Source organism: Marinobacterium iners, assembly GCF_017310015.1.
Classification (GTDB): Bacteria; Pseudomonadota; Gammaproteobacteria; order Pseudomonadales; family Balneatricaceae; genus Marinobacterium; species Marinobacterium iners.
Map to the genome: position 1 here is coordinate 3426628 of NZ_CP022297.1, position 25652 is coordinate 3452279.

At 57.3% G+C, this 25652-nt stretch carries 20 protein-coding genes and 1 CRISPR repeat array; of the genes, 5 read left to right on the plus strand and 15 right to left on the minus strand.

The window, feature by feature from the left end; all coding sequences use genetic code 11:
• Positions 1 to 8 precede the first annotated feature (8 nt).
• Genes CFI10_RS16485 through CFI10_RS16495 form a run of 3 tightly spaced genes read left to right on the plus strand, consistent with a single transcriptional unit; the run spans position 9 to position 5160 of the window.
• A complete protein-coding gene (locus tag CFI10_RS16485) occupies positions 9 to 608 on the plus strand; it encodes a DUF4194 domain-containing protein (protein ID WP_206836551.1) in 600 nt (199 codons plus the stop codon).
• Entirely contained in the window at positions 608 to 3979 is a 3372-nt protein-coding gene (locus CFI10_RS16490; RefSeq protein ID WP_242530030.1) for an ATP-binding protein, read from the plus strand. Before CFI10_RS16485 ends, CFI10_RS16490 begins: the two co-directional genes overlap by 1 nt.
• Positions 3976 to 5160 (plus strand): Wadjet anti-phage system protein JetD domain-containing protein, encoded by a 1185-nt coding sequence (locus tag CFI10_RS16495; protein WP_206836554.1) that lies wholly within the window; start codon positions 3976 to 3978, stop codon positions 5158 to 5160. Before CFI10_RS16490 ends, CFI10_RS16495 begins: the two co-directional genes overlap by 4 nt.
• On the opposite strand, the gene CFI10_RS16500 is transcribed toward CFI10_RS16495, so the two are convergent.
• The 13 genes from CFI10_RS16500 to CFI10_RS16560 all read right to left on the minus strand — a co-directional run bounded on the left by CFI10_RS16500 (position 5157) and on the right by CFI10_RS16560 (position 21119).
• Positions 5157 to 5417 (minus strand): type II toxin-antitoxin system Phd/YefM family antitoxin, encoded by a 261-nt coding sequence (locus tag CFI10_RS16500; protein WP_206836557.1) that lies wholly within the window; start codon positions 5415 to 5417, stop codon positions 5157 to 5159. The two genes, CFI10_RS16495 and CFI10_RS16500, sit on opposite strands and share 4 nt — an antisense overlap.
• 51 nt (positions 5418 to 5468) lie before the next feature.
• Positions 5469 to 5936, minus strand: coding sequence for a methyltransferase family protein (locus tag CFI10_RS16505; protein ID WP_206836560.1), 468 nt, complete (start codon positions 5934 to 5936; stop codon positions 5469 to 5471).
• 3 nt (positions 5937 to 5939) lie between these two features.
• Positions 5940 to 6956 carry a ribonuclease Z gene (locus CFI10_RS16510; protein ID WP_206836563.1) on the minus strand — a complete coding sequence of 339 codons (1017 nt, stop codon included), beginning with the start codon at positions 6954 to 6956 and terminating at the stop codon, positions 5940 to 5942.
• Positions 6957 to 6959: 3 nt separating this feature from the next.
• Entirely contained in the window at positions 6960 to 7721 is a 762-nt protein-coding gene (locus CFI10_RS16515; protein ID WP_206836566.1) for an SIR2 family NAD-dependent protein deacylase, read from the minus strand.
• Positions 7718 to 8461 carry a tellurite resistance TerB family protein gene (locus CFI10_RS16520; RefSeq protein WP_206836569.1) on the minus strand — a complete coding sequence of 248 codons (744 nt, stop codon included), beginning with the start codon at positions 8459 to 8461 and terminating at the stop codon, positions 7718 to 7720. The genes CFI10_RS16515 and CFI10_RS16520 overlap by 4 nt, the downstream gene beginning before the upstream one ends.
• Before the next feature lie 296 nt (positions 8462 to 8757).
• A CRISPR array of direct repeats spans positions 8758 to 11976; the repeat unit is 32 nt; unit sequence GTTTCGATCCACGCACCCGCGTGGGGTGCGAC.
• Between the two features lie 186 nt (positions 11977 to 12162).
• Positions 12163 to 12456: a CRISPR-associated endonuclease Cas2 gene (gene cas2 / locus CFI10_RS16525; RefSeq protein ID WP_206836572.1), complete on the minus strand. Its 294-nt coding sequence runs from the start codon at positions 12454 to 12456 to the stop codon at positions 12163 to 12165.
• On the minus strand, positions 12456 to 13472 hold the full coding sequence (gene cas1c, locus CFI10_RS16530; RefSeq protein ID WP_206836575.1) for a type I-C CRISPR-associated endonuclease Cas1c: 1017 nt from the start codon (positions 13470 to 13472) through the stop codon (positions 12456 to 12458). Before cas1c ends, cas2 begins: the two co-directional genes overlap by 1 nt.
• Entirely contained in the window at positions 13469 to 14083 is a 615-nt protein-coding gene (gene cas4, locus CFI10_RS16535) for a CRISPR-associated protein Cas4 (RefSeq protein ID WP_206836578.1), read from the minus strand. Before cas4 ends, cas1c begins: the two co-directional genes overlap by 4 nt.
• 19 nt (positions 14084 to 14102) lie before the next feature.
• A complete protein-coding gene (gene cas7c, locus CFI10_RS16540; RefSeq protein ID WP_206836581.1) occupies positions 14103 to 14972 on the minus strand; it encodes a type I-C CRISPR-associated protein Cas7/Csd2 in 870 nt (289 codons plus the stop codon).
• Positions 14969 to 16771, minus strand: a complete 1803-nt coding sequence (cas8c, locus tag CFI10_RS16545; protein ID WP_206836584.1) for a type I-C CRISPR-associated protein Cas8c/Csd1 — start codon at positions 16769 to 16771, stop codon at positions 14969 to 14971. Before cas8c ends, cas7c begins: the two co-directional genes overlap by 4 nt.
• Positions 16768 to 17442 carry a type I-C CRISPR-associated protein Cas5c gene (cas5c, locus tag CFI10_RS16550; protein WP_206836587.1) on the minus strand — a complete coding sequence of 225 codons (675 nt, stop codon included), beginning with the start codon at positions 17440 to 17442 and terminating at the stop codon, positions 16768 to 16770. The genes cas8c and cas5c overlap by 4 nt, the downstream gene beginning before the upstream one ends.
• Before the next feature lie 356 nt (positions 17443 to 17798).
• Positions 17799 to 19976, minus strand: a complete 2178-nt coding sequence (locus CFI10_RS16555; RefSeq protein ID WP_242530031.1) for a CRISPR-associated endonuclease Cas3'' — start codon at positions 19974 to 19976, stop codon at positions 17799 to 17801.
• A 120-nt stretch (positions 19977 to 20096) separates the two neighbouring features.
• The gene (locus CFI10_RS16560; protein ID WP_206836593.1) at positions 20097 to 21119 is read right to left on the minus strand and encodes a nuclease-related domain-containing protein; all 1023 of its coding nucleotides are present in this window, start codon (positions 21117 to 21119) and stop codon (positions 20097 to 20099) included.
• Positions 21120 to 21263: 144 nt separating this feature from the next.
• Between CFI10_RS16560 and CFI10_RS16565 the strand changes: the two genes are divergently transcribed.
• The gene (locus CFI10_RS16565; RefSeq protein ID WP_206836596.1) at positions 21264 to 22421 is read left to right on the plus strand and encodes a DUF5610 domain-containing protein; all 1158 of its coding nucleotides are present in this window, start codon (positions 21264 to 21266) and stop codon (positions 22419 to 22421) included.
• A gap of 34 nt (positions 22422 to 22455) precedes the next feature.
• Here the strand turns inward: CFI10_RS16565 and CFI10_RS16570 are convergent, their stop codons facing one another.
• Together CFI10_RS16570 and mtnK are read right to left on the minus strand one after the other, a co-directional pair.
• The gene (locus CFI10_RS16570) at positions 22456 to 23217 is read right to left on the minus strand and encodes a 5-oxoprolinase subunit PxpA (protein WP_206836598.1); all 762 of its coding nucleotides are present in this window, start codon (positions 23215 to 23217) and stop codon (positions 22456 to 22458) included.
• Positions 23210 to 24412 (minus strand): S-methyl-5-thioribose kinase, encoded by a 1203-nt coding sequence (mtnK, locus tag CFI10_RS16575; protein ID WP_206836601.1) that lies wholly within the window; start codon positions 24410 to 24412, stop codon positions 23210 to 23212. Before mtnK ends, CFI10_RS16570 begins: the two co-directional genes overlap by 8 nt.
• A gap of 134 nt (positions 24413 to 24546) precedes the next feature.
• On the opposite strand from mtnK, the gene mtnA reads away from it, so the two are divergent.
• A complete protein-coding gene (mtnA, locus tag CFI10_RS16580) occupies positions 24547 to 25587 on the plus strand; it encodes an S-methyl-5-thioribose-1-phosphate isomerase (protein WP_341868539.1) in 1041 nt (346 codons plus the stop codon).
• The last annotated feature ends 65 nt before the right edge of the window (positions 25588 to 25652 follow it).

Below are 25652 nucleotides of genomic sequence, written 5' to 3' on the forward strand. Positions count from 1 at the left end.
TTAAAGTGATGACCGACACCGAACCGAACAACGCCCTCTCTCTGGTACTGATCAACCTGCTCAAGGGGGTGCTGTATCAGGAGCAGGACCCCAAAACCTGGCAGCAGCTGATGAACCTGCAGGCACAGGTCCGCGATTACGTCAGCGTGCTGGGCTTGGAGCTGATGCTGGACGAAGCCGAAGGCTTTGCCTGGCTGCGCACCCGCAGCACCGACGAGGGCGATACCGAATTGTCTCGGCTGGTCGGTCGGCGCCAGCTGTCCTATCCGGTCAGCCTGCTGATCGCCCTTCTGCGGCGCAAGCTGGCCGAATTTGATGCCGGTGGCGGCGATACCCGTCTGATTCTGTCACGCGATGATATCGTCGAGCTGATGCGTACCTTCATGCCACCCGGCTCCACCGAAACCCGTCTGGTGGATCAGATCGATGCCCACCTGAACAAGGTAATCGACCTGGGCTTCGCTCGCCGCCTGCGCGGGCAGGAACAGATGATCGAAGTCCGCCGCATCCTCAAGGCCTTTGTCGATGCCCAATGGCTGGAAGATTTTGACCAGCGTCTACAGGCCTATCAGCAACACATCAGCCCCGATGCCGAGGAAACCCACTGATGCAGGAACAGCTACTCGATTTTGCCGTCAGTGATGAACTGGCCGGGTTCCGTCTGCATCGGCTGGAGGTCTACAACTGGGGCACCTTTGACAAGCATGTCTGGTCGCTTGCGCCCGGTGGCCACAACAGTCTGCTCACCGGCGATATCGGCTCCGGAAAATCCACCCTGGTGGATGCGGTCACCACCCTGCTGGTCCCCGCGCAAAAAATCGCCTACAACAAGGCCGCCGGTGCCGACAGCAAGGAACGTACCTTGCGCTCCTATGTGCTGGGCTACTACAAGTCCGAACGCAACGACAGCGGTCACAGCGCCAAACCGGTGGCACTGCGCGATCACAACAGTTTCTCCGTTATCCTCGGTCACTTCCGCAATGAAGGCTATGATCAGGACGTGACCCTGGCGCAGGTGTTCTGGTGCCGTGATACCGGCAGTCAACCGCAGCGCTTCTATATAGTGGCCGACAAGGTGATGAGCATCGCCGCCGATTTCTCGGGCTTTGGCAGCGACATCAACCAGCTGCGCAAACGCCTGCGCAACCTGTCTGCCGTCGAAGGGCCGTTTGACGCCTTTCCCGCCTATGAAGCTGCCTTTCGCCGCCGTTTCGGCATCGAGAACGCTCAGGCGATGGAGCTGTTTCATCAGACGGTATCGATGAAATCCGTCGGCAATCTCACCGACTTTGTGCGCGAGCACATGCTGGAAGCCTTTGATGTTCAGGCCCGCATCGATGCCCTGATCGGCCATTTTGAAGACCTCAACCGTGCCCACGAAGCCGTGCTCAAGGCGCGGGATCAGGTGGAGCGCCTGTCGCCGCTGATCGAGGACTGCGACCGTTATCACCGCGTCAGCGATCAGGCGCGCCACTGGCGCGAGTGCCGCGACAGCCTGCAACCCTATTTCGCTGCGCTCAAGGCCGAGCTGATCGAAAAGCGCTTGAGTAACCTTGATGCGGACGCGCAGCGCCTCGATGCCCGTATCACTCAGCAGACTCAGCAGCTGCAACAGCAGCGCGGTGAACGTGACCAGTTGAAGAACGCCATTGCCGCCAACGGCGGTGATCGACTGGAGCGGCTCAAGGCCGAACTTAACGAGCGCAATCAGGAACTGAGCAAGCGCCGCAACCGCGCCGAGCGCTACGCCCTGCTGGCCGAGCCACTGGGTCTGCCCACCACACCGGACCTGGACAGCTTTATCGCCAGTCGCCGACAGGCACAGCAACAGCGCAACGAGATCGATCAGCAGGAAGCCCAGTTGCAGAACGACCGCACCGATCAGGCCGTCGAACTGCAGCAGCTCAAACAGAGCCATCAGGCCCTGAGTGAAGAGATAGCCTCTCTGAAGCAACGGCGCAGCAATATCGACTCGCGCCAGATTGAGATCCGACGTCTGTTATGCGAATCCCTGGGCGTGGACGAGCACGAGATGCCCTTTGCTGGTGAGCTGATCCAGGTACGGGAATCCGAACAACAGTGGGAAGGGGTTGCCGAGCGTCTGCTACACAATTTCGGCCTGTCGCTGCTGGTGCCCGAGCATCTTTATCCACAGGTGGCCGAATGGGTCGACCGGACCCGTCTGCGCGGACGGCTGGTGTACTACCGTGTCCGTACCGACCGCACTCTGGCACCGGCTGCGCCCCTGCCGGACTCCCTCGCCGACAAACTGGAGATCAAGCCCGACAGCGAGTTTTACTCTTGGCTGGAACAGGAACTGAGCAAGCGTTTCGACCATATCTGCTGTGAGTCGCTGGATCGCTTTCGTCGTGAGCACAAGGCCGTCACCCTGGCCGGGCAGATCAAGGCCGGTGGCCAGCGTCACGAGAAGGACGACCGCCACCGTCTGGATGATCGCAGCCGCTATGTACTGGGCTGGAGCAACGAAGCCAAGATCACCGCACTGGAGCAGCAGGCGGCTACGCTTGAGCGCAGCATGCAGGGCATCGCCGCTCGGCTGGCCGAGCTGGAACAGCAACTGCGTGCGCTTGGCAATAACAAAACTCTGCTGGACAAGATTCAGGAATTTACCGATTTTGACGAGTTGAACTGGCAGCAGCTCGCCCGCCTGATTGAGGAGCTGAGTAGCGAGCTCAAGGCGCTGGAAGCCAGCTCAGACCAACTCAAAACCCTGACCGCCCAGCTCAACACCCTGGAAACCGCCATCAGCGAAACCGAATCGGCTCTCGACACCTTGAAGGCCGAGCTGACCACCAACAGGGTCAACTGCCAACAGGCGCAGGCTTTGCTCGACAGTTGCCGTGAGGTTCTGGAGCCCTTTGTTGTCGAGGTGCTGGCCGCCATTCGAGCCGAACTGGATCCGCTGCGAACCGAGGCTTTGGGCGAACACCGGCTAACCGTGGAGGCCTGCGACAACCGCGAGCGTGACCTGCGAAGTTGGCTGCAAGCCAAAATCGACAGCGAGGATCGCCGCCTGAAAGACCTGGGTGAGCGCATCGTGAAGGCGATGGAAAACTACCGCCATGCCTACCCGCTGGAGACTCAGGAAGTGGATGCGCGCATCGAAGCCGTCGACGAATACCGCCAGATGCTGACCCAACTGCAGGCCGACGACCTGCCCCGCTTTGCCGAACGCTTCAAAGCGCTGCTGAACGAAAACACCATCCGCGAAGTAGCCGGTTTCCAGTCCAAGTTGAAAAGCGAACGCCAGACCATTCAGGAGCGGATCGAACGGATCAACCGCTCACTGGCCGATATCGAATACAACCCGGGGCGCTATATCCTGCTGGAGGCTCAGGCCAACCAGGATGCGGATATCCGCGACTTCCAGCAACAGTTGCGTGCCTGCACTGAAGGCAGCCTGACCGGTTCGGAAGAGGAGCAGTATGCCGAGAACAAGTTCCTGCAGGTCAAGGCGATCATCGACCGCTTCCGCGGCCGTGAAGGCACCACTGAGCTGGATAAACGCTGGACCCGTAAGGTGACCGACGTGCGCAACTGGTTCCAGTTTGCCGCCTCAGAGCGTTGGCAGGAGGACAACAGCGAACACGAACATTACACCGATTCCGGCGGTAAATCCGGTGGCCAGAAGGAAAAGCTGGCCTACACCGTGCTTGCCGCCAGCCTGGCCTATCAGTTCGGGTTGGAATGGGGCGCAGTACGCTCGCGCAGCTTCCGCTTCGTGGTGATCGACGAAGCCTTCGGTCGCGGCTCGGACGAGTCGGCGCGCTACGGTCTGGAGCTGTTCCAGAAACTCAACCTGCAGCTGCTGATCGTCACCCCGTTGCAGAAGATCCATATCATCGAACCCTATGTGGCCAGCGTGGGCTTTGTCCACAACCCCGAAGGGCGCGACTCTCAGGTACGTAACCTGAGTATCGAGGAATACCAGGCGGAGCGTGATGCACACACCTTATGAGCTGGACTGAACTGGAGGAGATCAGGGCGCGGCTGAACAAGGCCTGGGCCAAGGGCAAACTGTTGCGCTCGCCATTGGACAACGACGATGGCTGGCCCCTGCGCTACCCACTGCGTCACCCGGCGGCAGGTGAGCTGGGCAGCCGTTTTGCCGAGGCACAAAAATGGGTACAGCGCTGGTGTGCCCATGAAGAAAAACACGACTTCCAGCTGGATTGGCGTGACATCAACTCCCGCGACATCGGCCGTAATGAACTGCCGGTGGCAATACAGTTTGACTACCCCGAAGATGCACAGGCGTTGATCGGCAAGCGCCGTGCCGGTCGGCACTATACACAGCTGTGCGAGCAGATCACCACATCCTGCCCGGATCTGCTTGACTGGTGCGCGCGTAAGCCTCTGGCCGTGCTTGAGCTTCAGCCTGCCTGGTCCCGGCTGCTGAACGTTGTACACTGGCTACGCCAACACCCACGCCCGAATGTGTATATCCGCCAGCTGGAACTGCCCTGCGTGGATACCAAGTTCATTGAAAGCCACAAAAAGGTGCTGGGCGAACTGCTTGATGAGGTCCTGCCCGCCGGGCAGATCGACAGCGGTGCCCGGGGTGTCAGCGGTTTCGAGCAGCGCTACGGATTTCTCAACAAACCTGCGCAGATCCGCTTTCGCCTGCTCGACACAGCGCTCTATATCCAGGGGATGAACGACCTGCAGATCCCGGTGACGGACTTCGCCAGGCTGACATTGCCAGTGCAACGGATTGTAATCACCGAAAACGAGATCAACGGCCTCGCCCTGCCAAACATGCCCGGTGCAATGGTCATCTTCGGGCTGGGCTATGGGCTGGACAGTCTCAAGCAGGTTGAGTGGCTGGCCGACAAGGCGATTTATTACTGGGGCGATCTCGATACTCACGGCTTTGCCATGCTGGATCAGTTGCGCAGCTACTTCCCGCAGACCCAGTCATTGCTGATGGACCGCGCCACCCTGCTGGTTCACGAACCGCTGTGGGGTGAGGAGCCGAAACCAACCCGCAAGCGGCTGTCACGTCTGACTGATCACGAGCAGGCGTTGTATGAAGATCTGTGTCTGGACCGGCTGGCACCGGCCCTGCGGCTGGAGCAGGAAAGGATCGGCTTTGAGCATGTGAAGGCGGCACTGGCGGGTTTAGGGGGCGGTACCTAAGCCCGCAGCCGGTTGATCACATCCTGAAAAGGCTCAACGTCTTCCTGCTCAATCTGCCGTGTTCCAAGCGCAAGGATCTTGAGTAACGCCATCGTCTCTTGGGTTTGTTCATAGCTGTCGATCCCCTGAATGACCGCCTTGGCTTCACCATTTTGGGTAATCACCAACGGCCCTCCTTGATCGTCCAGCGTACGAACAACCTCCGCTGCATGCGCTTTAAGGTAGCTGATGGGCTTAATGTGCGTTGAAAGTTTCATGATCATCTCCTGCTCAGGCCAAATATAGCCCTTATTAAGCCCAGTAATCGACTACACCCAGCGCCGCGTCCCACGGCAATAAACCTCATACTCATCACCAAACAGTTCCTGCAGCACTCGCTCTTCCGGCCGGATCTGAAAGCGGGTGACATAGGCTACAAACCCCGCCAGCCAGAGCGGCGACAGCAGGTGCCCGAGTTGCAGCATCCATGCGGTCAGCAACAGCAGCAGTGCCAGATACATCGGGTTTCGGCTGAGCTTAAACACGCCGTAGGCCACCAGACAGCTGGTTTTTTCAGGGCAGTGCGGATGCACCGTAGTGCGCGCACGAAAGCAATGTAACACCGCCAAGGTACCCATAACACCTGCCAGAACCACCGGAACCAAAATCCACAGCAGCGGCAGCTGGAACAACACCCCGCCCGGCCAGAGCCAGGCACCAAACCAGCCAAGACCCGCTGCCGTCAGGAACACCAGCGGTGGCGGTATCAGCAGTTCAAGCGGGTGTTGTTTGCGCATGCTTTATTCCCTATTCGATACAGTGTGATTCGACCGCTGATCTCTGGCTTGCTCGCTCAAAAGAGATACCTCACCATTACGGGCTATACCATAGATCTCAAAATCCTGCGCCAGATAAAGCGTGCCGCTGTAATGATGTGCCGCATCTGCACGCAGCAGCTCGATCGACAGATCGCGCGGACGCCTGGGCCTGAGCAGATAACGTGGGCTGAAATGGGTCAGCAGCAGCGCCGGGATAGCGCGCGCCTCGGCGAAGCATGCCACCTGGGCAGCACAGCTGTGCTGCGGCTCAGGTCCTACCTGCTGCAGCACCTCTTCAGTGTAGGTCGCCTCATGCACCAGCAGCTGCACGCCCTCGCAGGCCTCACCCAACAGTTCAGGTTGGTCGTTGTCACCGGCGACCACCACTGCCCGCGCAGGATACGAGGCGATGCAGTATTCCCGCCCATCCAGCTCACGACCATCGGGTAACGTCACGTGCTCGCCCTGCTGCAAGCGGCCATACAACGGCGATGGCATCACCCTTTCTGCCTGCAGACGCTCGGTATCCAGCCGTACCGGGACATGAGCCTCCTGCAGCCGATAGGCCCAGCACTCGGTACGATGGCTGAGTTCAGTCGCCGTGATGCTGAAGCCACCCCGTTCCAGCTCCAATGTACGGGATACCTCAACAAACTCCAGCGGATAGTCGATGCGCAGTTCGGTATGCTCAATCACGGCCTGCAGATAACGCCAGACCGCCGCCGGCCCCACCAGTGTCAGCGGCGCCGTACGCCCATTCAGCTGACAGGATGCCAGCAGCCCCGGCAAGCCGTAACAGTGATCGCCATGCACATGGGTGATCAGAACCGCCTGCAACTGCAGCGGTGACAGGCGAGTACGCAGCAGCTGATGCTGGGTCGCCTCACCGCAGTCCACCAGCACCCACTGCCGCCCTCGCTCGGGCTGAATGGCGGTAGCACTGACATTGCGCTGTCGGGTGGGGGCGCCGGATGAGGTGCCAAGAAAGGTGAGTTGCATGGGTTACTCCTCTGGGCCACCCAACCAACGCTCGACCCATTTGCGCACAGGTGAGCCGGCGCGGAACGCTTCCACGGCACCCATGCGGTAATGCTCGGTATAGGGTTTCTGACCCGAGCCAAGTATTCGGTCATAGGGACAGCTGTCTGTAGGATCGACATAGAGGATCGTCGCCGCGCCGTTACTGCCGCTGTAGGCCTCAAGGCAGAACTGGATCACCGTTTCGCTGCTGCCGACCACCAGCACCAGATCATGTCGGGTCAATGAATTCATCAGGGTAAACAGGTCACGATAGACCGGCGCCACCTCACCGAAGAACACCACATTAGGCTTGAAGTTCGGAGGGTGAACAACGTGATCAAACGCCTCATAGCCGATCGGTTGCACCTCATCTTCGGCCAGATTGACTAGCTCCAGCAGGTTGCCATGGATATGTACCACCTTCGAGCTGCCGGCACGTTCGTGCAAATCGTCCACGTTAGTGGTCATCAACGTCACCCGATCGCCGTAGCATTGCTGCAGTTCGGCAATCGCCTGATGCGCAGCGTTGGGTTCTAACCCTTGCAGCGCCGTGCGGCGGGCATTGTAGAATGCATGCACAAGGTCGTAATTTTGCTCGAAGGTGTCGATGTGACAGACATCCTCGATACGGTGATTGTGCCAAAGGCCATCCGGCCCGGTGCGAAAGGTGGGTACACCGGACTCGGCGGAAACACCGGCACCGGTAAAAATGATCAACCGCTTGGACATTGTTACCTGCTTCATGACTCGTTAACGGTGTTCAGCACCTGACGCTCCAGCTCGGCTGCCAGTGCCGGTTCGAGCTGCAGCGCGGTTGCCAGCTGGTTAAGCCAGGCACGCTCCATGGGGTTCTGTTCATCAATGATCGCGACACTGACGGCATAGATTTCACGCCGTGCCTGTGGTGAATCGGCACTGCGCGCCAGCGCATCGGCATCCAGCGGCGCATCAAACTGCTGCTGAATCCAGACATGCAGCTCGTCATCCGGCCCCAGGCTTTCAATCTTGCTGGTCAACAAGGCCCGCTCGGCTGCATCAACATGACCGTCTGCACGCGCCGCCATGATCATCGCCTGCAAAATCTCCAGCCCTCGCCGTTCCTGATCCGGCCCCTGCAGCTGCTCAAGCGGCTGCCCTTCCGGCTGGTTGCCGGCTGAAGGACTCGCTGCTGCCGATGCTGGAGACTGGGACTGATAGTTCTGATATGCCTTCCACGCCAGCACGCCGACTCCTGCCAGCGCACCATACTTCAGCGCCTTGCCACCCATCTTGCGACCACGCTTGGAACCCACCAGCAGCCCCAGCGCACCGCCACCGAGCAGGCTCTTCATATCGATCCCACCGGCACCACTGCCGCCAGAACCGCCCTTGAACTGCGAGGCCAGTTGGCTAACCATTCGGTTAACATCACCGCCCCCGGTAGAGCCGCCCTGACCACCGGAGGCCTGGTTCATCAGTTGCTTCAGAATTGACATGGCATTCATAGGCTTTTGCGCGAGAACCCCGTTTCGGTCTGGCCGTTGGCCTCAAATACGGGGTGGGATAGCACGGGGCTGAGCCCCACCTGTTCTCGCTCCTCCCTTTTGGCTTGCTATCTTGGGTTGGGGTTTGTAATGGTATGTGGATACACCGGCTGTTGTGATTTATCAACTGCAAAAGCAGAAACAGTACTGATTTGGATAACACTTCAAAGGAATGGTCAATTTTATTAACCATCGTAACGGCGCACCCGCGTGGGGTGCGACTCCCTAACCTCAGTCATGGTTTGCGCTGGCATGGCGTTTCGATCCACGCACCCGCGTGGGGTGCGACTTTGTGCGATGTTATGCGTCGGGGCGAATGGATGCAGTTTCGATCCACGCACCCGCGTGGGGTGCGACTGGATCAGGATACGGATGCTGAGGACCGTGGCGATGTTTCGATCCACGCACCCGCGTGGGGTGCGACGCTGCTGGAGCAATGCGACCGGCTCTGTCAGTCTGTTTCGATCCACGCACCCGCGTGGGGTGCGACCAAAAACGAAGGAGAGCTGTTCATAGAGATGGCGTTTCGATCCACGCACCCGCGTGGGGTGCGACCAGACCGGCCTGATGCTTTCCAAGCTGACGTGCAAGTTTCGATCCACGCACCCGCGTGGGGTGCGACTACTGCGTTCAGTGTACCCGGTGCCTTGACGTTGTGTTTCGATCCACGCACCCGCGTGGGGTGCGACAATGCCTAGTATTAACCCACTACCAACAACCAAGGTTTCGATCCACGCACCCGCGTGGGGTGCGACGCGAGCTCGCGTTGCAACCGCTCCACCTCGGCCTGTTTCGATCCACGCACCCGCGTGGGGTGCGACCCGCTGTGCCGTAGTAGTTGATATAGTCGACTCTGTTTCGATCCACGCACCCGCGTGGGGTGCGACATCGGGCAGGCCGATGGATTTTTCCTTGTAGGTCGTTTCGATCCACGCACCCGCGTGGGGTGCGACACGCTGCGGTAGCCAGGTGCTACTGGCGATGGGGCAGTTTCGATCCACGCACCCGCGTGGGGTGCGACTACGCGCTCCGCACCCACTGGTCTCCATGTATTGGTTTCGATCCACGCACCCGCGTGGGGTGCGACAAGGCTCCCGCTGCTGACGATTGAGCGTGATAACGTTTCGATCCACGCACCCGCGTGGGGTGCGACCACATGGCCGGTGAGCGGGTGCTTGTGCCGCTTAGGTTTCGATCCACGCACCCGCGTGGGGTGCGACGTAGGTCGATGGCCTTCTCTAGCTTCTTAAACAGTTTCGATCCACGCACCCGCGTGGGGTGCGACGTTCTTTCATCTCCGGTACCGGCGCTTCATAGCCGTTTCGATCCACGCACCCGCGTGGGGTGCGACTCGTCATCGGGCCGGATCACCGTTGCTATGTGGTGTTTCGATCCACGCACCCGCGTGGGGTGCGACCGGCTGGTTTCCTGTGTCTGGTCCCACACGCAGACGTTTCGATCCACGCACCCGCGTGGGGTGCGACCCGCTCCCTGTCTCAGGGTTCGTTCACCTACGCCATGTTTCGATCCACGCACCCGCGTGGGGTGCGACACGGGCTGCCGTGCGAGGACAGGGAGTGGACGCTGGTTTCGATCCACGCACCCGCGCGGGGTGCGACTGATGTCGTCGGCAGTGGCAGCTACAGGGTTCTTGTTTCGATCCACGCACCCGCGTGGGGTGCGACCACGGCCTACCACTGTGCAAGCCGGTGGACAAGTGGTTTCGATCCACGCACCCGCGTGGGGTGCGACCTCCGAGTCCGTCAGGTCTGCGCCGAAATAGATTGTTTCGATCCACGCACCCGCGTGGGGTGCGACTTGCCGGTTGTTGGTGTTGAGATCATCTCATTCAGGTTTCGATCCACGCACCCGCGTGGGGTGCGACCTGAGGTGTTCAGCCTCCCTGTATATAGCGAGGGCGTTTCGATCCACGCACCCGCGTGGGGTGCGACCGATTCCCCGTTGTGCCAGCCGGTCGTCGTAGCGGGTTTCGATCCACGCACCCGCGTGGGGTGCGACAACCTAAAATAATGATGCTGGCTCCCGTTGCCTGTTTCGATCCACGCACCCGCGTGGGGTGCGACGTGCGTGAATATCACGGCGCGCCGTCTGAGTTTACCGGTTTCGATCCACGCACCCGCGTGGGGTGCGACGGCCGAGCACATCCTGCTGCTGCGAACCAAAGATGTTTCGATCCACGCACCCGCGTGGGGTGCGACGCCAGCGGCTATGGCAAGCAGCTGTTGCTTCTGGTTTCGATCCACGCACCCGCGTGGGGTGCGACGTGGTTCGCGGAGCGGTGCCGCACCAGCGGCGTGTTTCGATCCACGCACCCGCGTGGGGTGCGACCGCCTCTGAGCTTGCCAACATTCGCGCCTTTGGTGTTTCGATCCACGCACCCGCGTGGGGTGCGACGGATTTGCGGGTGGCTGATCGGACGCCGTCAGCCTGTTTCGATCCACGCACCCGCGTGGGGTGCGACAGCTTGAGATGGTGCGGATCGGCGTAGTTGCGCCAGTTTCGATCCACGCACCCGCGTGGGGTGCGACAATCTACCACCTGTAACCCATAAATACACAGGTGGTTTCGATCCACGCACCCGCGTGGGGTGCGACCTCGCTCGACCACTCCGTGTCGTAGTCATCACCCGTTTCGATCCACGCACCCGCGTGGGGTGCGACACCAGTAAGCTCCAGCGCAAAGGATGACCAACATGTTTCGATCCACGCACCCGCGTGGGGTGCGACAGTGGTACGTGGTCCGGCTCGATCACTTGCAGCTGTTTCGATCCACGCACCCGCGTGGGGTGCGACTGGATGACGATGAGGTAGAGGTACCCTTGTTCATGGTTTCGATCCACGCACCCGCGTGGGGTGCGACTGGTTTCAGCAACGGCTGACATGTTGCCCGCATTGTTTCGATCCACGCACCCGCGTGGGGTGCGACGGGACTTCCCACACGAGATCATTAAGATCCATGAGTTTCGATCCACGCACCCGCGTGGGGTGCGACTAAGTAGATAATGTCTTTTGCAAGCCATCATTAGTTTCGATCCACGCACCCGCGTGGGGTGCGACCTGTTTCACGTACAGCACGCCGTCACGGATATCCTTGTTTCGATCCACGCACCCGCGTGGGGTGCGACGTCTGGCCCGATAACTGATATAACCAGACTATCAGTTTCGATCCACGCACCCGCGTGGGGTGCGACATCTGCTGCCGCGCTTCTTCGCTCTGCTTGAGCCAGTTTCGATCCACGCACCCGCGTGGGGTGCGACCCGATCATGCGGTAGGCGTCGGTGTCGCTGCAGTTGTTTCGATCCACGCACCCGCGTGGGGTGCGACACCTCTGGCGTGCGCTGTCATGCCAGGGCGCAGGTTTCGATCCACGCACCCGCGTGGGGTGCGACCCAAGCCTCTGCAGAATTCCATCCGAACAGAAACGTTTCGATCCACGCACCCGCGTGGGGTGCGACAGTTGCAGTCTAAGTTGTTAAAGAACAAAGGAAAATAACTAGGTTTCCGCTATTGTAGGCTGCACATCAGGGATGGATTGGGTTCTGTGCGAAGGTATTCAAAAAATACTTTTTATTTCAAATAGTTGAAGCTCCGCTAACCTTCCCGGTATTTAATGAGAACCCAAGGGTAGCGGAATGCCATTCTTACAGGATAAGCGGCGAGGAATGAGGGTCGGGCACGACTTTGGCACCGTAGTGTTCTACTTTTTGTCGCCCTTTTTTGCCCAAATGATAGAACCGAAGACTGTCTTCGTCAGGATTATAGATATCCGTCAATTCTGCCTTTAAAACGACCAATTGTGCAGGGGTCACTTCGCATTCAAATACAGAGTTCTGCACCCGGGTCCCGTAATCTAGGCAGGTTTTGGCAATATTGCGCAGCCTGCGTTGTCCGTCAGATGTCACCACACTGACATCATAGGTGATCAGCACCAGCATTATTTCAGTGTCCAAGGTGGGTAATATTCAATATCTCCGCGAATATGCCGCGCCAGCAACATGGCCTGGCAATGTGGCAACAGTCCAATGGGAATTTTTTCCTGTAGATAGGGGTGTATCAGCTCTTCCTGCTTCCGCTCCTGAAATGCAACCAGTACAGTTTTTCGACCATCATCGGTTAAACGCACGGCTCCGCTGGCTTCGGTAACAAAATCTTTTGACTTTAATTGCTGGCGGTTCAGCAAACTCAGCACAAGTCTATCGGCCCATCCGGCACGAAACTCTTCCAGCAGGTCCAGCGCAAGCCCCGGACGACCTGGCCGGTCCCGATGCAGAAACCCAACATAGGGATCAAGCCCAACGCCCTGAAGCGCTGCCACACAATCCTGAGTAATCATGGAATAGATAAATGACAGCAAAGCATTCACCGAATCAGTCGGTGGACGTCGCACACGACCATTGAACTGAAAATGATCCTTGCGTAGGCGCTGCTGCAGCACCGAGAAATAACAATTGGCCGCATCACCTTCCACTCCCATCAGGCTGTCTGCTGTTTTAACCTGCTGCACACTGCGCAGACTCGCAGCCAGCTTGTCGACAGCCTGCTTCAGCTCAGGGTTGTTGCCATGGTTACGCAGATCTCGCTGAATAACCGTCCGACTATTGGCAACCTTGGCTGCAATCATCAGCCGAGCCACCAACATGGATTTATCCGGGTCATCCGCCCAACGATACTGGCTGCGTCTGAGCAGCACATTGCCGGATTCAGGCCCCTGAACCCGTGCCAGAAAACGGCCGTATTCGGTAAAGAAACTAAGGCCTATGCCCTTCTCCGACAGATATCCCATCAGGAAAGGAGATACCGAGACACGTCCAAAACAGAGGATATTGCCCAGCGCCAGCGAAGGAAACTGTCCCAGTTTCTCATCCTTCTGCTTGATGACGATCGTTTCCCGCTCCTTGTGCAGGTAGGTTTCCTGACGCGTGATATAGAGCGTATTCAACAGTTTTTTCATGGTTTGAAAAGGTCCCGGATATACGCAGCGGAGTGGTCCTGACGCAAGGCATCAGGCTGGCACAGTTCATACAGAGAACAGGCCTTGCACCGTTTACGATCTTCGGTGGGCGGAGGAGTCGTACCGTTTCGAATGAGGTTTCGGGCATTGACGATAATGGCTTCGGTACGCGCCCGCAGAGAGCTGTGGAACCGAACCTCTTCGCGTCGACGCGTTTCCCAATACCAGATGGCACCCTCTTCGATATCGACATGACGCATCTCTTCCAGGCAGAGCGCTTGAGCACATAACTGTAGCCGGTCCCAGTCCTGGGTTTTCGAACGGCCTCGCTTGTACTCCACCGGAATGAGGCGGTAACCAGCCGAGGTATCAATCTCTAGCAAGTCCATTTTGCCAATCAGTCCCAGCCGCTCCGACTTCAGTAAGACGGCACGTTCGTAGCGGATATGCCCACGCTGCTCTGGCTCTCCACCGTCAACACGCCGATGCAGCAACAGCCCCTCGGCAGTGAAACGGTTATCATCCCAGGCCTGTTCAACATGGATCAGCGCAAACTGACGCGGGCAATAGGCATAGTGCTGGATAGCGGATATGTTGAGAGTGTCATCCATGACCTTATCCTCGATTGAATCAGATCAACTCCTCGACCGACACACCGGCCGGAATGGCTTCGGCATCCAACACGATGCGATAGTCATCAAAGGACTGTGCCGGGCTGCCGGACGCACCGTTGATACGCTCAACCTTAACGGTTTCAAATAGTTTGTGCGCAGGAGCATTCCCCAGTTCTGATTCGTGTTTGAAAAGAATCAGCTGACGGGCTGCCATCTCACCACGGGCAGCCGAGCGGTCATGCTCGAACAGGTTGATCAGTGACTGCCACAGCAACTGCAGGTCATCTTCGGAGAAACCGGTTTTCTGCGCCAGCTTAGCCGACACGTAGCCATGCACGCGGTAAAGACCATAGGGAATTATATGCTTGCGCCCCATGGTGCGTTCCTTTTCCAGGTCTTTTTCGTTAGTGACAGCCATCCGAGTGATGGAAACCTCCAGCGGCACAACCGGATCAATGGAGCTGGCAAATGCCAGCTGGACAGGACCACGTACCTGACCGGCATTCACCTCTGTCGTCATCACGGCTCCAAAAGTACGCACGTCGAAGAAGTTTCTGCACATCCACCTCGTCAGTTCCAGTGCCTGCTTCTGATCTTTAGGCAATTTTTTCGCCACCGGTTCGATGCCTAGCGCCTCGTAAGCCTGCTTGTGCTGATTGTTCAACACAGACTTTTCCTGCATGTAGATAGCGAAGCCGGACTCTTTTTCCTTGGCCATTTCTACAAAGTTACGGATCTTGCGCTTCAGGCACACATCCGTCACCAAGCCACGGTTGGTTTCCGGGTCGAGCCTAGGCATGTTGCCGGCATCGGGGTCACCATTGGGGTTGCCGTTGGTAACATCAAATAGAAAAACGAATTCATAACGGTTGTTGATGGCGCTCATTCTGTGTCTCCTTCCTGGATATCCGGTGCATGCTTGTTGAAGATTTCGTTGCGCTGGTGGTAATAGCCGATCGCAAAACGGCCCTGTTCTTCCAACCCAAGCGTTTTCGGGAACTCGGCCGGCAACAGCTCCATGATGGCACCGGTCTGCTTTTCGAGATTGACTGCCAAACCGGGCTTTTCCTTGCGCACCTTGCTGAAATGGCTTTGTGCATTACGCAGCAATACCGGGAAAACGCTGGCGGGTGTCGCCGACGCTGCCCCGTAATAGCGGTCTCTTATGGTTGCGTTCACTTTACCGCCCAGCGCTGCACGCTGAACAGACTCAAGTGTTGCGAACAAACGTCCGAGCACGTAGCCCGGATCCCTGTTGTCGATATCCAGACTCACGGGAATCTCCTTGTCTTTGATTGAACCGAGGCGCTGATCGCGCACCAGTACCGCCTTGCACAAAGCGACGCGCAGTGACGACATATAGCCATCAGCACGCATACGCATGATCATGTGGGTTAAAAGATGACGCGGATAGCGTCGCCCGGTCAAAATGGCACGAGCCAGTTCCCCGGCCAGATGGGGCGCAACATCGTCAGATTTCGATTTACCGTTACGGTAAGGAACTGTTTCCAGTAACAGCCGCCAAATGGAAGGAGGCTTTTTCCAAGGGGCAGGCTGAAGCAAAAGATCTCGATAGTGCTCACCTATGCGTTGGGTGAATCGCTCCAGCGTATCCACCTCCCAGAAACGTACCGACAAACGAGCGGCATTGGGTGCTAACCCCAGTATGTAAATACGCGTATCAGGGTTCAGCTGCAGATTCAGATTCTGCAAAGGCTCACCTGCCGCCACCTTGTTCAGTGTCGCATGCAGACGTTCAACTTCGGGGTTATCCAGATCTTCCGAATTGGTTGGTGGTGACAGTAACCCACCGAGAAAATCTTCACTTGCCTCGGCCTCCTGCGGACTCTCTGCCTCCGCCCAGAACACAACGGTACTGTCACCGATCTGCAGACGTTGCCGATTCTTCGGATCGCGCCGCAGCAGGTAATTCAGTGCCGTACCATAGCCAAAGGCGGCTCGCTCTGAGACCGGCGCATTCATGCCCTGTTTCTTGCCATGGGACTCAAAGGCTGACAGGTTGAAGGACACCAGTGACGCTCCTGATGACTGTGCTCCGTTGACACCCTTGATGGTGGGATGGAGTGCTGCAACAGTTGCCGATTCGCCTGTTACCAGACAGGTTTGCGTTTGCTGATCCGGCGATGCCAGTTGTCGATCTCGAATCGCTTTTGCCCCATCACGCTGATGCAAAAAACCCAGCTCTTCATCGAGTCGGAAAACCAAATTGGTATCCAGTGCTTCAACAGGAATCAGACTGACACAAGCCTCATCCTCAGGGTCCCACCGGTCCATAAAAGCAAGCAGTGCTTGCAATCCAACATCATCCTCACCTTCCAACCATTGGCGATGATATTCCTTGAATTTTTCATGGGTCTGCCGAGCGCGGTGAATGTCCTTGTCCTTCTCACTGGAAGTCAGTCCTAGTACATAACTCGACTTATCCCAAAGGAAGTTCGGAGCGATATTGGATGACTTCTTAGGGGGCTGAGGTACCAAACAAACCGACGGACGCGGCTTTTTCCCGGTAGTATCCAGCAGGCTGACCACGTCAATCAAAGCCCCTTCGCGGTCAATAACGAGGCTATAGCTGATATTTTCAGGGCTATAGCCATAGGGCGGCACATCCGGATTCCCTTGCTCTACCAATCGGCCATAGTAGTTGTTCAACGCCGTCAGAATCATGCTTTCACCTCTTCCGAGCGGAACGGTGGCACCTCGATCACACCATCGTTCATCAGAGCACGAAAGTAGTGTGGGGTGGACTCTCGACTGAAATCAAAGTCATGCAGCATCCAACCCAAATCCCGCACCCCGGTCAGCTCGCCAGCGGTGGTCGGCAACTGCTCCTCCTCTTCGATCAGTTCGAAGTTGGCCGGAAATTCACGCACACCCAAACAGGGGGCGTGAAAGAACTGCCCCTTGCGAGCACGGCGATTGAAAATATCCAGATGTTTGCCTTCGCTGTCGGAGGCATCAGCCCGGCTGGTCAGGTCGAAGTGCGCCTCGATCACATAGGCCACATTGCGCAGTATCGTGGCGGCACGCTGCTGGCGATCCTGATCGACATAATTGACCAGTCCTGCAGTGTTACCCGCTTTCACCGCTTTCTTGATATTAGCGGCGGACACTTTGCTGCCCACCTCGTTACGACGAATAGATTCAAAAGCAATGGGGTTCAGAACGTGAATTTTATCAATGTGCCACCGAATGGCCGGCTTCCAGTGGATGGCTTCGATGATACCCCGCGCAGCCGACGGCGTAATCACATCATAGCTGACACGCTCCACCTTCATCTCTGGACGGGTAAAACAGGCGCGTTCGCCCCATACTTTCAAGCGAATTCCGTATGCCATGTAACCTCCTGTTTGGGGTGACTCCCCTACCATTTGTAAGGGAGTCCTGAGCCTCATCAATTAAAGCCAATAGTTTCTATCCACACTCTAACAGCACTTTAAGAGCGTCCAACACCTTATCTTGGGCGGCCAATACGACTGTTATTGTGACAACTGTCGATACAAAACCGAGCCCACACAACAGTTTCAGGTGGCAGTAATACCTTCTGCTCCCTAGTCTCAAGTCCATAAGAAACCATGGTTTTTGTTCCGATGGGGTTTGCATTGGGCGGCCTTTATTGCATCGACAATAATCAGTCTAGACACACCTGGCTAAAAGTCAAAAACCATCAACTAAATTCAATAGAAACTAACAATCACAGTACCAACTTTTCCGCACAAACAAAGCCAGGCTCATCCCAGCTTAATCCGCACTCGGCGTCGTAGAGGTTCTCATTCACCAGCTCCAAAAACTGATACCCATATTTTTCCTCAGCAACCGGCTGTACAGCACCCGCCGACATCAGCGCCTTGAGCCCTTGCTCCGGTACCTGAACCAGATAAGGCTGTAGCTTGCGCGCAATTCCACCTACTCGGTCAGCAAATGCCAGGCTATTCAGCTGACTTCGGGCCTCGTAGTCATAGGGCACAATTACCGGCAGCATATTGCTTTCGATCATGCGGAACCCATGCGCCATCTGTTCATAGGGTATACCTTCCAGCTGGCGCACACTGCCGAGGATACCTGGAGCATCCATCTGCTGTTCCTTGACCCAATAGACCTCACTGAAATAAGCGCGAATCGCATCCAGTGACAACAGGTTATCGGCATATTGACGATAAACGCGATGAAATGCCTGGGCATATTGTTCAAGCTCCGCTGGCATCGTCCAGTCATCGGCAACGGTAAAGACATTGACTCGACTGTCCAACTTGTCGAGCCGCCCCTCCCGGTTGCAGCGCCCGGCCGCCTGGGCAATGGAATCCAGCCCTGCATCGGCACGGTAGACCGCCGGAAAGCTCACATCGACTCCAGCCTCAATCAAGGACGTTGAAACAAGCCTTACCGGCAGGCCCTCCAGTAGTCGCTCACGAATATGCTCCAGCATGGCGGAGCGGTGTCGGGCACACATCAGCGTAGTCAGATGGAAAGCCGCTTCGCCCTGTTGTCGCAGCGACTCAAACAGGCTGCGTGCATGACGCCGATTATTGACGATACACAGCACCTGTTCCTGCGCCAGCAAGGCATCCAGCAGTTCTTCATCGGTCAGTGCCCCCACATGCGCTACGCTCACCCGCTCCAGCTCGGCATGTAGCCGCTGCGGATCCGGGGCCAGTTCGCGCACATTTTCCAGCCCATTACTGAAGTCATCTTCTTTTCGCAGGGCAGGCTGGGTCGCGGTACAGAGCACCAGACTGGTGCGATAGTTGCGTGCCAGTTCCGCCACCATAGCGACACAGGGCTGCAGCAGTTTTACGGGCAGGGTTTGTGCTTCATCCAGTATCACGACGCTGTTGGCAACGTTGTGCAGCTTGCGGCAGCGCGACGAGCGGTTGGCATAAAGGCTTTCAAAAAACTGCACCGCCGTGGTAACGATAATCGGCGCTTCCCAGTTCTCGGCGGCCTGGCGCAGCTTGTCCTTGCTGCCGGGGTCCCTGAAAGACTGTTTTTCCTGATCGAAGGCACTGTGATGCTCGATCAATGCCACTGCACCCAAGGGCCCCAGTGCTTCGCGCCATACCTTCGCATTCTGCTCCACAATACTGGTAAAGGGGATCACCAGAATCACCCGCCTTTTCCCATGCCTAACAGCATGGTCCAACGCAAAGGCCAGCGAGGCTAAGGTCTTACCCCCACCAGTTGGAACATTCAGCGAAAACAGCCCCGGTTCCAGCTCAGCCTGTCGGCGGACATGGCTTAGAATACGCTGGCGTATGCCGTTGATACCATTGGTCGCGTTGAAACGCAGTTGAGACATATAAAGATCGAGTTGCTGTTTCAACTCCGTCATTGTGGGGAAAGAACTATCACGAAGGGGCTTATTTTCAATGCTGTTATAGAAGGCTTCGGTATCCAGAAAATCCGCATCCACCAGGCAGGAATAGAGCATCCGCCCCAGCACCGACATCTGAAACAACTTGCCCGTGTACTCTTCCACCATATTCAGCGATGGCGGCGCAGGCCTGGGCTTCAGAGTGATTTCAGATTGCCACGCTTCATCCAATTCGGTATCGGGCGGTGCTGCCAACCGGTCGGACAAGGGGGTAATCGACTGTGGCCTATCCAGCCTCAATCCATCCGCAAGGCCTGTGTGGTGCCCCGCAATGGCGTAGGCCAGTAATACGCCCAAATCCTTGTATCGTTCGCAGGCAACCTTTGCCCCCCAGATCGCGTGGTCAACCCGCCGCTTGCTGCCACGCAGACGCTGCTGGAACTCGGGGCAATATTTACCCAGATCGTGCAACAGCCCTTCAACTTCAGCCCATTCCTCGGCACCAAAATACGCCGCTTTTGAAGCAGCTATACTCCCCACAGCTTTCAAATGATCTTCCAAAAGCTGCCATTCGGTTTCGGGGAGGTCACATGAATGTGCATAATATTTTTTCGCTGTCATCCCGAAAGTCCCTATCCAGTAACTCAGTGAACCGTCAGTCTTCGGTTGAACTCCTTAAAACTATCCCTGCTCATACAGCTTATTCAATGCTTTACACTCACATTGCAGCCAATACTCACCCCCACGTTTACGTACACGTGTTTTGCTGCTGTTGCATTCAGGACAGGCGGTTTTCATAGAGGTATTGGTACCGCATTGGCCGCATTTAACGTAGTAGCCATACTGACCATACATGGCGGTCAAATTCTGCTCACTGCCGCATTTTTTGCAGGCGAGGCCAATCATATCGATCGGTGCCTCTGTACTGTAGGCAACAGGGACTTCCTTTACTTCTGCAACGGACAACGCTGGTTCATGCGAAGCGGATAATTGGGCCGAGGCAGACACCTCATCCTGTACTGGGGCAGGTTCCTTTATCGTTTTCTCATTTGAAGATTTGGCTTCTGTCCTGGGCTGGTAGTGCTGCAACAGAAACTCCCCAATGCGGTTCAGCTCTTCCAGAGAAAAGTAAGCCTTCCCCTTTAATAGACCGAAAGGAGAGTAACCACCTAGTTTCTGTATTTCGTCGGCAATAAACTCACTTTTCACCACTTGTTTACTCAGTGCACCTGGCATCCCCTTGCGGTGCAATATACAACTGCTGGACACAGTACAGAGTACAGCCCATTCCCGGTGGCGGACCTGGGCCTGCAAACCAAACAACTTGCCAAGGAAGGCTTCAACGTTATCACTCAAAAAATCGCGCAGCAGCTCCATCTGCAACTCTGCTTGCCGGATGGGCGACGGCATGCCACTCCACTGTCCTTTGTAACTGCGTGACCACTCACCTTGGGCGTTGACTTTGACTTCACCGTAAATACTCTTGGACTCAATTACGATCAAACCTGCACGGTGAACAATAAGGTGATCAATCTGGGCAGCTTCGCCGTTGTGGGTAAAGCGGTAATCGTTGAGTACCAGAATATTGGGGTCATCCTTGAATGCCCTACGCAGGTAAAACGCCACGTCTTTTTCCTGCCGGTCACCTGCTGCTTGGCGAACAGTTGTACTTTCCAAAAAGTCCTTTGTTTTCAAGATGGTCATATCTTCTCCGTGACTCCTTGATCATCAATCATTTCATACTAGCCACTTTAACGGTCAGGCTACAGTCTCTTAGCCTCAAGATCCCCCCACCCCGGCCGATACCCGTCTATTATTTGATCAGAATACCAAGCCCTCGAGGTTGTTATGAAAATCCAGTCTCCACCTACTCAGATCTACTCCTCTCGTCCACAGTCGGTCCCGGTTGCCGAGCGAGGCAACGGCAAATCGCAGGATGCGACGCAGGTGTTGCTTGGAAAACTGGCCGAAAAGATTCCCGGCATGACGACCAAGAAGCTGTCCGGGCTGGATGCCCAGAACTTCACGTCTGACAAAGTGGCGGGACGCATCAGCGATTTCGTGGCGGCCGGTCTTGCGGCGGCCAAAAACAGAGGCGCCTCGGACGAGCGGCTGCAGCAGATGTATGACGCGGCTTTGAAAGGTGTGGAGACCGGCTTCAAGGAAGCACGTGAAATTCTGGACAATCTCAATGTGCTGCAGGGTGATATCAAGACTCAGGTGGATGAAACCGAGCAGAAAACCTTTGATGCCCTGGCAGAGATAGCACCGGGAAGTCGGGATGCCGTAGCACAGGCAGTACTGGGTGCAGCCGAGCGGTATCGCAACGCCGAGGACATGTCACTGACCGTGAAGACGCAGGACGGGGACGAGGTAACCATCAACTTCAGCCGCAACCAAAGTTACGACGCCACCTATGGTGCCGGGGCCGACAGCCAGGGCAACTCGGTTGCGTGGATGGATGTGAGCCGCAGTGAAAGTACTCAGTACCAGTTTAGCGTTAAGGGCGAACTGGATGAGGATGAAATCGAAGCACTGCAGCAGATGGTGCGTGATATTTCAGGCGTGGCCGATGAGTTTTTCAATGGCGATGTGCAGAAGGCGTTCGAGCAGAGCACCGGTATCCGCTTTGATGCATCCGAGTTGAGTTCAATGGACCTCAGCATGAGCTACAGCCGCTCACTTTCGCAGGCCGCCAGTTATGAACAGGTTGGCAGCCTGGAGCAACCCGCAGACAAGCCGGGATTGCGTTTGGGTCAGTTGATGAAGGATCTGGCCGAGTCCGTGGGTGTGCCCTCACTCGGATTCCTGCAATCGCCGTCTCAGGCCGGACGCGACCTGATGACCGGGCTGGTCGAGCAGGACGGCCGTTTCTCGGATGCCATCAAGGAGCTGCAGGACAGCTATCGCAATAATCTGAAGCAGTTGCTGGATACGGTATTGCCGCTGAAGGCGGAGCCCGCCGCTGAGCCCGCTGCCGAAAACGGGTCAACCGACAAGGCTTGATCCCCTCGGGCACACCTTGGCGGTGTGCCCCTGATCAACTTGCGTACAGCCGATCCAGCGCCTGTCGAATCCGTTTGACCGCCTGCACCGATTCGGCGTTGTCGCCGTGTACACAAAGCGTGTTCGCCACCAGCCGAACCTCGGTCCCGTCCAGTGTTGTGACTATCCCCTCCTGAGCCAATCGCACTGATTGTTCCACGATGCGGTCCACATCGTGGTAGACCGATCCCTCCACCGAGCGCGGCACCAGATAGCCACGGGTATCGTAGGCACGGTCTGCAAAGGCTTCAAACAGCAGCGGCACGCCAAACTCGGCCGCAATCGTCTTAGCCGGACCATTGTCCGCCGTGGCCATCAGCATCAGTGGCAGGCTAGCGTCATAGCAAGCAACACCTTCCAGTACAGCGCGCAGAATGTCGTGATCACGCATCATGTCGTTGTACAGCGCCCCGTGGGGCTTGACGTGGTTCAGCGTCAGCCCGTGCGCACGGGCAATACCGGCCAGTGCGCCGACCTGGTACTGGATCAGCGCAACGATTTCCTGCGGATGGCACTGCATACTACGCCGACCAAAGCCGACCAGATCGGGGTAGCTGGGGTGGGCACCGATGGCGGTACCGGCATGTCGTGCCAGCATCACGGTGCGCGTCATGGTGACCGGGTCAGACGCATGGAAACCGCAGGCCACGTTGGCCAGCTCCACCAGCGGCATTACCTGATCATCCAGCCCCATGTGCCAAGGGCCGAAGCTTTCGCCCATATCGCAGTTGAGCAGCAGGCGTTTGGTATCAGTCATTCAGTTGCCTAACCAGATCAAGCAGTTCAGTCATGCTGTGGATATCGTTGCGTTGCAGGATCAGCTCACGCCCCAGCTGCAATGCCATCGCTTCACATTGGGCGCGCCGCGCCGCGTCTTCAATGGTTTCCAGGTCGGCCACATGGGCCAGGCCGATGGTGCGGCGGACCAGTTCGGTACCGGCAAAGCCCAGAGTGTCGGACCAGATCTGCAACATGCGACGTGCCTGCCAGCGCGGATTTTGCAGGCTTTCATCGATTGTCTGCTCCGCCATCAGGTGGCTGAACTCACGGCTGAATTCATGCCAAAGCTTGTCGATCTGAACCAGCAGCCAGTCACGCCAGTCCTGGCGCTCCTGTGCATCACCGGCCTGTTCATGCTGACCGCACCAATTCAGCAACAGATTGCCGATCACGCTACCAACATCAAAGCCGATGGGGCCGAAATAAGCAAACTCCGGGTCGATCACCTTGGTGCTCTGCTCGGTCACGAAGATGGAACCGGAGTGCAGATCAGCATGCAGCAGGGCTTCGGCCCGGTTGAGGAACGCATACTTGAGGTCGGCCACCTCGACCTTCAACCGATCATCCTGCCACAGGGCCTCGGCTGCCTTGCGCAGCGGCGGGTTGATGGCGTTGCGCTCGTGATCGCAGTAGGGATCGAGGAAGAACAGGTCTTCCGTGATCTTGCACAGGTCCGGGTTGATGAAGCGCTTCACCAGCGCCTTTTTCTGATGGGCATCCAGGTGCATGTCACTGGTGTGGAACAGCGTGCGTGCCATGAACAGGCCCAGGTGCTGTGCCAGCAACAGCAGTTTGCGCCGCTCATTCAGTGCATGCCGCAGGTTCTGATGCTCGCCCAGATCCTGCATGATAATGGCCGCCAGATCATGTTCGTAATGGTACACCTCAGGCACCCACTCACCGGCGTGTTCGGCTTCCAGCACCAGCGATTCCGCCTCGATCCGAATCCGATCCAGCGACAATGGCCAGCCTTCACCAATGATGCGCACGTAAGGCAGCGCCTGTTTGACGATAACGCTGGCCCCTCCGGGCTCGGCCACGCGATAGACAAAGTTGATGTTGCCATCGCCGATTTCGGTCACGACCAGGTTGGCATCATCATTGAAAAGACGTGTGTGACGGCGAACAAAAGCGATAACGGCCGCATCATCCGAGAACTTGTGCTTCGTCATTGGGATTTCCGTAGCTGAAGTTTAATGACCCAATTCTGACAAAAAACAGCGGGGCTGTAAGCGCCTGGGCAAGACTCTTTTCTCTGCGGGTTATAACGCTTAAGCTCTTCGCCTCTATTCACCAGCCGGATCTCATGATGAAAGACCTGATCTCCACCGCCCTGCGCTACCGCAACCACCGCCTTGAACTGCTGGACCAGCACCAGCTGCCTGACCGCGAGCTCTGGCTGCACTGCGATTCGGTAGAGGCGATGGTGGCGATGATCCGCAAGCTGCAGATTCGCGGCGCACCGTTGATTGGCATCGGCGCAGCACTGCTGCTGGCGCACCTGGCGGAACAGGGTTTAAGTGAGGATCAGCTGCGCCAAGCGGCCGCCACGCTGCGTGAAGCCCGACCGACCGCCGTCAACCTGATGAACTGCCTGGATCGCATGCTGGCGGTGATGGATCAGGGGGCCGAAGCACTGGTCGCCTGTGCCGAAAATCTGTTTGAGGAAGATGTGGCCCTGTGTCAGCGCATGGCAGAGCATGGCGCTGCCCTGCTGCCGGAAGGCGCTCAGGTGTTGACCCACTGCAACACCGGCAGCCTTGCCACCGCCGGTGCCGGCACCGCCATCGGGGTGATTGCCGAAGCCTTTCGCCGTGGCCGGTTGAGTCATGTCTGGGTGGATGAAACCCGCCCGCTATTGCAGGGTGGCCGTCTGACCGCCTGGGAGATGTGCCGGCTCGGCATTCCGCACCAGATTCAGTGCGACAGCATGGCCGCGATCCTGATGCGCGATGGCCAGGTGGATGCGGTGCTGGTGGGCTCGGATCGCATCGCCGCCAATGGCGATTTTGCCAACAAGGTGGGCACCTACAATCTGGCGGTCAACGCGCACTACCACAAGATTCCGTTCTATGTGGTGGCGCCTTGGACCACCGTTGACCCGCACTGCCCCAACGGCGATGCGATCCCGATTGAGCAACGCAGCGCCGAAGAGGTCAGGGGCGTCAGCGGCAGTTTTGGCGATGTGCGCTGGAGCCCGCTTGAATCACAGGTGTTCAATCCCGCATTCGATGTCACCCCCGCCGATCTGGTGACCGGCTGGGTGCTGGATACGGGGGTGTATGACCGCGATGGCATCGTTGCGGCCATCGCGGCAAACAACCAGCGTGAATTCGCAACTGCCTGAAAAGCGTTGGCGAGGCCGTCAGCGCAAGGCAAAAAACGGCGAAATGAGGGAGTTTACAGATCGTA